Origin of the sequence: Pseudactinotalea sp. HY160, assembly GCF_009372055.1 — a bacterium.
Classification (GTDB): Bacteria; Actinomycetota; Actinomycetes; order Actinomycetales; family Beutenbergiaceae; genus HY158.
The window spans coordinates 18,350-29,565 of record NZ_WHMT01000028.1; the positions used below are offsets into that span (position 1 = coordinate 18,350).

The following is an 11,216-nucleotide window of genomic DNA, read 5'->3' on the forward strand; positions in this document are numbered from 1 at the left end:
ACCGAACGACGAACACCACACAAAGGACGTCCCCGTGACCTGGGATCCCACTCATCGACCCGAGCCGCCCGCCGCCGGCTCGATGGCGCCCTTCGGGCAATTCACGAACGAACCGGAGCCCGCCCCGCCCGCCGGCGAGGGCGACCCGGCCGGCCGCCCCAACCAGTACGGCCCGGCGGGTTCCGCGCCCACCGGCGAATCGGTCCCCGGTTATGGGCCGACGCCGACCCCGTACGCCCAACCGGTCCCCGGCCCCGACGGCCACCCCGGTCAGCAGGGCCCGGCGGGTTCCGCCCCCTACGGCCCGTCTGGGCAGGCGGATACCTCCCCCGACGGTCCGTACGGCCGGCCTGCGCCGGGCCCGTACGGCCCGCCCGCGCCGGGCCCCTACGGCCCGGCAGACCCCGCACCGTACGGCCAACCGGCACCCGGCCCCTACGGTGGTCAACCGGCGCCCGGCCACCCCGGCTACCCGAGCGGCCCCACCTACCCGAGCGGCCCTACCTATCCGAATGGCCCCGCAGATTCGAGTGGCCCCACCTACCCGGGTGGCCCCACCTACCTGGGCGGCCCCGCCTACCCGGGCGGCCCCGCCTACCCGGGCGCGCCGACGACCGGCGAGCCTGCCGGCAAGAAGACCGGCGTGCTCGCCGTCGTCATCGTCGTGGCGCTGCTCGTCATCGCCGGCACGATCGCCGGAGTCATGGCCCTACGCGCCTCCGATGGCCCGGCCGGCAGCGGCGGCCCGGCCGACACGTCCGGCGGCCCCGCGGCCGACATCACCTCGCCCACGCAGGTGTACGACACCGAGCTCGCCCCGGGCATGTGCCTCGAGGCCTTCGAGTACGACGCCGACCAGAAGCTCACCGTGATCCCGTGCGCCGAACCGCACGCGCTCGAGGTCGTGGCCGAGAAGACGGTTCCCGACGGCTCCTACCCCGGTGAGGACGGCCTCGAGCAGGAGGCCGGCACCTTCTGCTCGAGCGCGGCCGACGGTCTCCCGAGCGGCCAGCCGTTCGACCTGGCCCAGGTCCGCGACCTCTACCCCTCCGAGGTCACCTGGGACGCCGGCGACCGCGTCATCAGCTGCCTGGCCGAGGCCCGCGACGGCACGGTGCTCACCGGCTCGTTCGTGGCGGGCGACGCCACCGCGCGATAGGGGCGGGATCGACGCAGCCGGCCGCGGGAGAGCCCGTTGACCCCAGTGACCCCGTTGGCCCTGCGCCCCGGCGGCCCCGGGGAAAGTTCGGCCCCGGGCCACCCGCCGGGCTCAGACCACCACCGGCTCCGCGCCGGTCACGGTGAGTTCGAGGCCGTCGTCGCCGGGCTCCACGTGCACGTGGGCCCCATCGGCCACGGTTCCACCGAGCAGCAGCCGGGCGAGCTGGTCACCGATCTGTCGCTGGATGAGCCGGCGCAGCGGCCGGGCACCGTAGGCGACGTCGTACCCCTCCGAGGCGAGCCACTGCCGCGCCCCCTCGGAGACGTCGATCGTGATCCGGCGGTCCGCGAGTCGCTCCCCGAGCCGCTCCGTCTGCAGGTCGACGATGGTGCTCAGCTCCGCCATCGTCAGCGCATCGAACATGACGATCTCGTCGAGCCGGTTGAGGAACTCCGGCTTGAACGAGGTCCGCACGAGCGCCATGACGGATTCGCCCTGTTCCTCGGGGCTCAGCGCCTGATCCACGAGGAACTGGGAGCCGAGGTTCGAGGTGAGCACGAGGATCACGTTCCGGAAATCGACCGTGCGCCCCTGGCCGTCGGTCAGGCGGCCGTCGTCGAGGACCTGGAGCAGGATGTCGAAGACCTCCGGGTGCGCCTTCTCCACCTCGTCGAGCAGCACGACCGAGTAGGGACGGCGTCGCACGGCCTCCGTCAGCTGCCCGCCCTCCTCGTAGCCGACGTAGCCGGGTGGCGCCCCGACGAGGCGCGAGACCGAGTGCTTCTCCGAGTATTCGCTCATGTCGATGCGCACGATCGCGCGCTCGTCGTCGAAGAGGAAGTCGGCGAGGGACTTGGCCAGCTCGGTCTTGCCCACCCCGGTCGGGCCGAGGAAGAGGAAGGAGCCCGTGGGCCGGTCGGGGTCGGAGATGCCCGCCCGCGATCGGCGGACCGCATCCGATACGGCCCGCACGGCGGCCTTCTGGCCGATGAGGCGCCTGCCGAGCGCGTCCTCCATCCGCAGCAGCTTCTCGGTCTCGCCCTCGAGCAGGCGGCCGGTCGGGATGCCGGTCCAGGCACCGACGACCTCGGCGACCTCGTCGGGGCCCACGTGATCGGCGATCATCGGGTCCTCGACCTGGCCACTGTGGTCGGCCTCCGCCCGTTCGGCGGCCTCGATCTCGGCCTCGACCTGCGGGATCTCGCCGTTCTGGAGCCGCCCTGCCTCCTCCCAGCGCCCCTCGCGCATGGCACCCTCGAGGGTGGTGCGCAGCTCGTCGAGCCGCACGCGCAGGTCGCCGATCCGGTTGTGGCCGGCCTTCTCGGCCTCCCACCGGGCCGTGAGGGATCGCAGCTCCTCGGTGCGGTCGGCCAGGTCTGCCCGCAACTTCTCCAACCGGGCCCGGCCGGCCTCGTCGGGCTCGGATTCGGTGAGGTAGGCCTCCTCCATCGTGAGCCGGTCGACGCCGCGGCGCAGTTCGTCGATCTCGACCGGGGAGGAGTCGAGCTCCATCCGCAGCCGGGAGGCGGCCTCGTCGACCAGGTCGATCGCCTTGTCCGGCAGCTTCCGGCCCGTGATGTACCGGTCCGAGAGGGTCGCGGCCGCCACGAGTGCGCCGTCGGAGATCGTGACCTTGTGGTGCGCCTCGTACTTCGGTGCGATCCCGCGCAGGATCGCCACCGTGTCCTCCACCGACGGCTCCCCCACGAACACCTGCTGGAATCGCCGCTCGAGGGCCGGATCCTTCTCGATGTGCTCGCGATATTCGTCCAGGGTCGTGGCCCCGACCATGCGCAGTTCGCCCCGGGCGAGCATGGGCTTGAGCATGTTGCCGGCGTCCATCGCGCCCTCGCCGGTCGCGCCGGCTCCGACGACGGTGTGGAGCTCGTCGATAAAGGTGATGATCTCGCCGTCGCTCGAGGCGATCTCGGCGAGCACGGCCTTGAGGCGCTCCTCGAACTCGCCTCGGTACTTCGCCCCGGCGACCATCGCGCCGAGGTCGAGGGCGATGATGCGCTTGTCGCGGAGGGATTCGGGCACATCGCCGTTGACGATGCGCTGGGCGAGGCCCTCGACCACGGCCGTCTTGCCCACGCCGGGGTCGCCGATGAGGACCGGGTTGTTCTTCGTGCGACGCGAGAGCACCTGCACCACGCGCCGGATCTCCCCGTCACGGCCGATGATCGGGTCGAGCCTGCCGGAGCGGGCGAACTCCGTCAGGTCCGTGCCGTACTTCTCGAGGGCCTGATAGGTGCCCTCCGGGTCGGCGCTCGTGACCCGGGTGTTGCCGCGGACCTGCGGGAGCGCATCGCGCAGGCCGTCTCGGGTGACCCCGAGACCGCGCAGCATCTCCCCGATCGGCCCGTCGGCGGTCATGCCGATGAGCAGATGCTCGGTGGAGACGAACTCGTCGCCGAGCGACGTGGCCTCCGAGCCCGCTGCGTTGATCACGCTCATGAGGGCGCGTGAGGCCTCCGGCTGGTTCACCGTGCTCCCGCTGGCCGTGGGCAGCACTGCCACCTGGGCCGCGACCCGTCGATCCAGCTCGGCGCGGTTGACGCCGATGGCATCGACGAGGGCACCGGCCACGCCCCCCTGCTGGGAGAGCAGGGCGGAGAGCAGGTGGATGGGTTCGAGCTGCGGGTGACCGGCGGCGACCGCCTGCTGCAACGCCGCGGCCACGGCCTCCTGCGACTTGGTGGTGAGTTTGGTGTCCATCGGACCTCCGTGAGAAGTGAACAGTGTGCTACTCGTCTCAACTCTGACAAAGTTGAGTCTATTCCACTCAAGTCCAGATCGGGAGGGTGGCGCGCGACGACTCGGGCGGATCGGGCTCGGCGCACGCCGGCCGAGGCGGGCCGGGTCGGCCGGCGTGCTCGAGGTCGAGCGGCTGCGAGGATCCCGCACCGACCCATTGCCTCCCCTGCCGTCGCCCCCTACACTCTGCGCACCGGCCGCCGACGGCACGGCTCCGGGGCCATGCCCGGGAACACGCTGGAGGAACCATGCCCGCTCACACGCTCCTCGTCGTCGTCGCTCACCCCGACGACGAGTCCTTCGGCTGCGGCGCGCTCATCGCGGGCGAGGCCGCGCGCGGGGTCGACGTCGTCGTCGCGAGCGCCTCCCGCGGGGAGTTGGGGGAGGACGCGAGCGGCCTGCACCCGAGCCCGGCGATGCTCGGCGCCGCCCGAGAGGTGGAGATGCGTCGCGCGGCCCGCGTGCTGGGCGCGAGCCGGGTGGAGATTCTCGGCCTGGGCGACTCGGGATGGGACGGTGAGGCCCCGTCCGGATCGATCGTCGCCGAACCCGAGCGCCTTCGCATGGAGCTGACGCGGCTGCTCGAGGCGCACCGGCCCGATGTCGTGGTGACGATGGATCCGAGCGGGTCCGACGGCCACCGGGATCACGCGGCCGTGGCCGAGGCGACGACCGCCGTTTTCGGCGACCGCGTGGACTGGCCGGCCGCCCTGTACCACTGGTGCATGCCCCATTCGATCATGGACGACTGGCTGCGCGAGATCGCCGCCGCCCAGCCGGACAGCGTGTACGCCGGCACCGACATGGGCCGGCCGGACGACCACATCACGACGATCGTCGACGGCACCGGCGTCGCGGAGCGAGTCTGGCGGGCGATCGCCGAGCACGCGACCCAGGACTCCCCGTTCGAGGCGATCTCGGCCGAGCTGGCCCACCGGTTCGTCGCCGTCGACCACCTCGTCCGGATCCACCCCGCGTGGCCCGGCGGACCGCACGAGCGGGCGTTGTGCTACCCGAGCCCGTAACCCGCTCGTTCTACCCTGGTCGGGTGAACCTGCATTCCGTGCGGCTCGCCGGCGGCACCGGCGATCTCGTCGACGTCACGCTCACCGCCGGCCGGGTCTCGGCCGTACGTCCGGCGGCTCGTCCCACCGATCGCGACGCCGACGGCGCCGATGGCGCGAGCTGGCACGGCGCCTGGGTGCTCCCGGGCCTGTGGGACCACCACGTGCATCCGGTCGACTGGGCCGCCAGCACGCACCGGCTCGACCTCACCGCCCACACGAGCGCCGACCAGGTGCTCGACGCCGTGGCGGGTGAGTTGCGTCGTCTCCACGCTCGGAGCGGCGGCCGGTCCGAGACGATCGAGCGACCCGGCGACTCTGGTGACTCTGGTGCCGCCCGCGACTCTGCAGGCTCTGCAGGCACCGGCAGCCCTGCCGGCCCCGACGAGCTCACCGGACACGGCCTGTGGCATTCGCGCTGGGAGCGCAGCTGGGGGGATCCGGACGGCCCGTCCCTCGCCGCGCTCGACGCGGTGACCGGGACCATGCCGACGACCCTCATCAGCGCCGACCTGCATTCCGCGTGGTTGAACTCCGCGGCGCTCGAACGCTACGGCCTGCCCCGATCCCCCTCGGGTCTCGTGGCCGAGACCGACTGGTTCGAGATCATGTCCCGCGTCGGCCGGGCGAGCGAGGCCACCCGGGACGCCCGCGTGATCGAGGCCGGTCGGGCGGCGGCGGCCCGCGGGATCGTGGGCATCGTCGACTTCGACCCGATCGACACCCACGCGGCATGGCGCCGGCGCGTCGCGGCCGGATTCGACTCCCACCGCGTGCGGGCGAGCGTGTGGCCGGACTTCCTCGACGCCGCGATCGCGGCCGGGCTGCGAACCGGCGACCAGCTCCCCGGGGCCGGGCCGCTCGTGCGCATGGGCTCGCTCAAGGTCATCTCCGACGGCTCCCTCAACACCCACTCCGCGTGGTGCCATGACCCGTATCCGGGCGGCGGTCGAGGCGCGGCGAACGTGAGTGGCAGCGAATTACGGACGACGATGCGCCGGGCCGCGCGAGCGGGTGTCAGCTCGGCGATCCACGCCATCGGCGATCGGGCCGTCGGTGCCGCGCTCGACGCGTTCGAGGCCGCGCGGGCGACCGGCTCGATCGAGCATGCCCAGCTCGTGCGCGACGAGGACGTGCCCCGGCTCGCCCGGCTCGGGCTGACCGCGAGCGTGCAGCCGCTCCACCTGCTCGACGACCGGGACGTGGCCGAGCGCCTCTGGCCGGGCCGGACGGGCCGGGCCTACCGCTTCGCCGACTTCCTCGCGGCGGGGGTGCCGATGGTGTTCGGTTCGGACGCCCCCGTCGCTCCACTCGACCCGTGGGCGGGCATCGCCGCGGCGGTGCGGCGCACGAGGGACGAGCGCGGCCCCTGGCACGGCGAGCAGCGCATCTCCGTTGCCGAGGCGCTGGCCGCCACGTGCGGCCGAGTGCCCCGGGTGCGGGTGGGCGATGCGGCCGATCTCGTGCTCACCGAGATCGACCCGTTCCGGGTCGGGGAGGAGGGCCTCCCCGACCCGGGCGTCGTCGGCACGCTCTGCGCGGGCCGGCTGACGTTCGACGGCCGCTGAGCCCCTACGGGACGAAGCGTTCGACCCGCAGCACGCAGGTGAGGTCGTCGTCCGTCAGATCGAGCCGCGCCTCCCAGGAGGCCGTCTCACCCGGACCGACGGCGGATACGTCGACCTGGGTGAGGCCGCGGGTGTCCGAGCCCTGCATCGCGGAGACGTAGATGCGGTAGCTCTGCGCCTCCTTCTGCGGATTGGTCACGTCACCGGTGACCTCGAGCGCCCCGTCCCGAGTCGCACAGGTGGCGAGTTCGGCGTCGCCCAGGGCGCCGACGTATCCCTCCTGCGAACCGGGCTGCTCCTCCAGGTCCACGACGGTGTCGGGCTTGGCCCCGTCCGCCGAGTCCGGTGACTCATCGGGGGTCGGCTCGGACGTCGTCCCCTCGGCGCCGACGGTCTGCTCCGACGACGGGTCGGACGTGGCCGATCCGTCGTCGGAACATCCGGCCATCAGAGCGAGGCACAGGATCCCGAGGCCGAGCGTCGCGCTGCTCGATCGCCTCACGCCGACACCCGCCTTCTGCGGATCGTGACGATGCCGGCACCCAGGATCAGCAGGGCCAACGCCGAGACTCCCAGCTGGAGGGCGCCCTCATTCACTCCCGTCGACGGCAGCGTGCCCGTCGTGACGGTTGCACTGTCCGCGGCGTCGACCACATCGCCCGAGGGCGGAGTGCCCGTGACGGTCGCGTGATTGACGACCGTACCGGAGAGCACGTCGGCCTCCGTCAGCGTGTAGGTCGCCGTGGCCGTGACGGACTCGCCCGGAGCCAGCACACCCTCACCGGTCGCAGCCGACCAGTCATAGGACAGCTCGGACAGGCCCGCCAACGGATCGCTGATCTGCACATCCGAGAGCGTGACGTTCCCGCTGTTCGTCGCGGTGAAGGAGTAGGTGACGACATCACCCACGTTGCCCTCACCCGCGAGGTCGGCGTCCTTGACCAGCGTGATCGCCGACGCCGGGTCGACCGTGGGAACCGTGACCTCGTCCTCGACGGGAGGAAGCGGCGCCGGCGGATTCTCCGGATCGACCGTCGGCGGAGTGCCCGTGGCCGAGGCGACGTTGTGCACGCTGCCCGCATCCACATCCGCCTGCGTCAACGTGTACGTCGCCGTCGCGGTGACCGACTCACCAGGCGCCAACACACCCTCACCGGTCGCGGCCGACCAGTCATAGGACAGCTCCGACAGACCCGCCAGCGGATCCGTGATCGCCACATCCGAGAGCGTGACATTCCCGGCATTCGTCGCGGTGAAGGAGTAGGTGACGACGTCGCCCACGTTGCCCTCACCCGCGAGGTCGGCGTCCTTGACCAGCGTGATCGCCGGCGCCGGATCCGTCGTCGGAACCGTGGCCGGGTCCTCGTCCTCGACCGGATCGGAGGGAATCGGCGTGCCCGGATCCTCCGGATCGAACGTCGGCGGCGGCGTACCCGCAGCCGTCGCCACGTTCACGACACTGCCCGCATCCACATCCGCCTGCGTCAACGTGTACGTCGCCGTCGCCGTGACCGACTCACCCGGAGCCAACACACCCTCACCGGTCACAGCCGACCAGTCATAGGACAGCTCCGACAGACCCGCCAACGGATCCGTGATCACGACGTCGGTCAGAGTCACGTTCCCCGCATTCGACGCGGTGAAGGAGTAGGTGACGACGTCGCCCACGTTGCCCTCACCCGCGAGGTCGGCGTCCTTGACCAGCGTGATCGCCGGCGCCGGATCCGTGGTCGGAACCGTGGCCGGGTCCTCGTCCTCGACCGGATCGGAGGGAATCGGCGTGCCCGGATCCTCCGGATCGAACGTCGGCGGCGGCGTACCCGCGGCCGTCGCCACGTTCACGACACTGCCCGCATCCACATCCGCCTGCGTCAGCGTGTACGTCGCCGTCGCGGTGACCGACTCACCCGGAGCCAGCACACCCTCACCGGTCGCGGCCGACCAGTCATAGGTCAGCTCGGACAGGCCCGCCAGCGGATCCGTGATCGCGACGTCGGTCAGGGTCACGTTCCCGCTGTTCGTCGCGGTGAAGGAGTAGGTGACGACATCGCCGACGCCATTCCCATCGGTGGTCTCGCCCGACTTGACCAGCGTGATCGCCGGGGCCGGGTCGACCGTGGGAACCGTGGCCGGGTCCTCGTCCTCGACCGGATCGGAGGGAATCGGCGTGCCCGGGTCCTCCGGATCGAACGTCGGCGGCGGCGTCCCCGCGGCCGTCGCCACGTTCACGACACTGCCCGCATCCACATCCGCCTGCGTGAGCGTGTAGGTCGCCGTCGCGGTGGCCGACTCACCCGGAGCCAGCACACCCTCACCGGTCGCGGCCGACCAGTCATAGGACAGCTCCGACAGACCCGCCAACGGATCGCTGATCGCCACATCCGAGAGCGTGACGTTCCCGCTGTTCGTCGCGGTGAACGAATACGTCACGACATCGCCGACGCCATTCCCGTCGGTGGTCTCACCCGACTTCACCAGCGTGATCGCCGGGGCCGGGTCGACCGTGGGAACCGTGGCCGGGTCCTCGTCCTCGACCGGATCGGAGGGAATCGGCGTGCCCGGGTCCTCCGGATCGAACGTCGGCGGCGGCGTACCCGCGGCCGTCGCCAGGTTCACGACACTGCCCGCATCCACATCCGCCTGCGTGAGCGTGTACGTCGCCGTCGCGGTGACCGACTCGCCCGGTGCCAGCACGCCCTCGCCGGTCGCGGCGGACCAGTCATAGGTCAGCTCGGACAGGCCCGCCAGCGGATCCGTGATCGCGACGTCGGTCAGGGTCACGTTCCCCGCATTCGTCGCGGTGAAGGAGTAGGTGACGACATCGCCGACGCCATTCCCGTCGGTGGTCTCACCCGACTTGACCAGCGTGATCGCCGGGGCCGGGTCGACCGTGGGAACCGTGGCCGGGTCCTCGTCCTCGACCGGATCGGAGGGAATCGGCGTGCCCGGGTCCTCCGGATCGAACGTCGGCGGCGGCGTACCCGCGGCCGTCGCCAGGTTCACGACACTGCCCGCATCCACATCCGCCTGCGTGAGCGTGTAGGTCGCCGTCGCGGTGACGGACTCGCCCGGTGCCAGCACGCCCTCGCCGGTCGCGGCGGACCAGTCATAGGTCAGCTCGGACAGGCCCGCCAGCGGATCGCTGATCTGCACATCCGACAGGGTCACGTTCCCGGCATTCGTCGCGGTGAAGGAGTAGGTGATGACGTCACCCACGTTGCCCTGGCCCGCGAGGTCGGCGTCCTTGACCAGCGTGATCGCCGGGGCCGGGTCGACCGTGGGAACCGTGACCTCGTCCTCGACCGGAGGAAGCGGCTCATCGCTACCCGGCGGAGTGCCCGTGGCCGAGGCGACGTTGTGCACGCTGCCCGCATCCACATCCGCCTGCGTCAGCGTGTACGTCGCCGTCGCGGTGACGGACTCACCCGGAGCCAGCACACCCTCGCCGGTCGCGGCCGACCAGTCATAGGACAGCTCCGACAGGCCCGCCAACGGATCCGTGATCACGACGTCAGTCAGGGTCACGTTCCCGCTGTTCGTCGCGGTGAAGGAGTAGGTGACGACGTCGCCCACGTTGCCCTGGCCCGCGAGGTCGGCGTCCTTGACCAGCGTGATCGCCGGCGCCGGATCCGTCGTGGGAACCGTGGCCGGGTCCTCGTCCTCGACCGGATCGGAGGGAATCGGCGTGCCCGGATCCTCCGGATCGAACGTCGGCGGCGGCGTACCCGCGGCCGAGGCCACGTTCACGACACTGCCCGCATCCACATCCGCCTGCGTCAGCGTGTACGTCGCCGTCGCCGTGACCGACTCACCCGGAGCCAGCACACCCTCACCGGTCGCGGCCGACCAGTCATAGGTCAGCTCCGACAGGCCCGCCAGCGGATCCGTGATCGCGACGTCGGTCAGGGTCACGTTCCCGGCATTCGTCGCGGTGAACGAATACGTCACGACATCGCCGACGCCATTCCCATCGGTGGTCTCACCCGACTTGACCAGCGTGATCGCCGGGGCCGGGTCGACCGTGGGAACCGTGGCCGGGTCCTCGTCCTCGACCGGATCGGAGGGAATCGGCGTCTCCGGGTCCTCCGGATCGAACGTCGGCGGCGGCGTACCCGCGGCCGTCGCCACGTTCACGACACTGCCCGCATCCACATCCGCCTGCGTGAGCGTGTAGGTCGCGGTGGCCGTGACCGACTCACCCGGAGCCAACACACCCTCGCCCGTCGCGGCCGACCAGTCATAGGACAGCTCCGACAGACCCGCCAACGGATCCGTGATCGCCACATCCGAGAGCGTGACATTCCCGGCATTCGTCGCGGTGAACGAATACGTCACGACATCGCCGACGCCATTCCCATCGGTGGTCTCACCCGACTTGACCAGCGTGATCGCCGGGGACGGGTCGACCGTGGGAACCGTGACCTCGTCCTCGACCGGAGGAAGCGGCTCATCGCTACCGGGCGGGGTGCCCGTGGCCGAGGCGACGTTGTGCACGCTGCCCGCATCCACATCCGCCTGCGTCAGCGTGTACGTCGCCGTCGCGGTGACGGACTCGCCCGGTGCCAGCACGCCCTCGCCGGTCGCGGCCGACCAGTCATAGGACAGCTCCGACAGACCCGCCAACGGATCCGTGATCACGACGTCGGTCAGGGTCACGTTCCCCGC

Annotated in this window: 6 protein-coding genes; 3 read left to right on the plus strand and 3 right to left on the minus strand. The window is 71.5% G+C overall.

Annotated elements, in window-relative coordinates; translation table 11 throughout:
- The first annotated feature begins 34 nt into the window (after positions 1–34).
- Complete coding sequence (locus GCG21_RS17405) at positions 35–1,159, plus strand: septum formation family protein (RefSeq protein WP_152910573.1); 1,125 nt, start codon at positions 35–37, stop codon at positions 1,157–1,159.
- Between the two features lie 111 nt (positions 1,160–1,270).
- On the opposite strand, the gene clpB is transcribed toward GCG21_RS17405, so the two are convergent.
- The gene (clpB, locus tag GCG21_RS15490; protein ID WP_152910574.1) at positions 1,271–3,880 is read right to left on the minus strand and encodes an ATP-dependent chaperone ClpB; all 2,610 of its coding nucleotides are present in this window, start codon (positions 3,878–3,880) and stop codon (positions 1,271–1,273) included.
- Positions 3,881–4,167: 287 nt separating this feature from the next.
- On the opposite strand from clpB, the gene GCG21_RS15495 reads away from it, so the two are divergent.
- Entirely contained in the window at positions 4,168–4,944 is a 777-nt protein-coding gene (locus GCG21_RS15495) for a PIG-L deacetylase family protein (RefSeq protein WP_152910575.1), read from the plus strand.
- Between the two features lie 23 nt (positions 4,945–4,967).
- A complete protein-coding gene (locus GCG21_RS15500; protein ID WP_194165137.1) occupies positions 4,968–6,551 on the plus strand; it encodes an amidohydrolase family protein in 1,584 nt (527 codons plus the stop codon).
- 4 nt (positions 6,552–6,555) lie between these two features.
- Here the strand turns inward: GCG21_RS15500 and GCG21_RS15505 are convergent, their stop codons facing one another.
- Together GCG21_RS15505 and GCG21_RS15510 are read right to left on the minus strand one after the other, a co-directional pair.
- Complete coding sequence (locus GCG21_RS15505; RefSeq protein WP_152910577.1) at positions 6,556–7,053, minus strand: hypothetical protein; 498 nt, start codon at positions 7,051–7,053, stop codon at positions 6,556–6,558.
- Entirely contained in the window at positions 7,050–11,207 is a 4,158-nt protein-coding gene (locus GCG21_RS15510) for a beta strand repeat-containing protein (protein ID WP_370517567.1), read from the minus strand. Before GCG21_RS15510 ends, GCG21_RS15505 begins: the two co-directional genes overlap by 4 nt.
- Between the last annotated feature and the right edge of the window lie 9 nt (positions 11,208–11,216).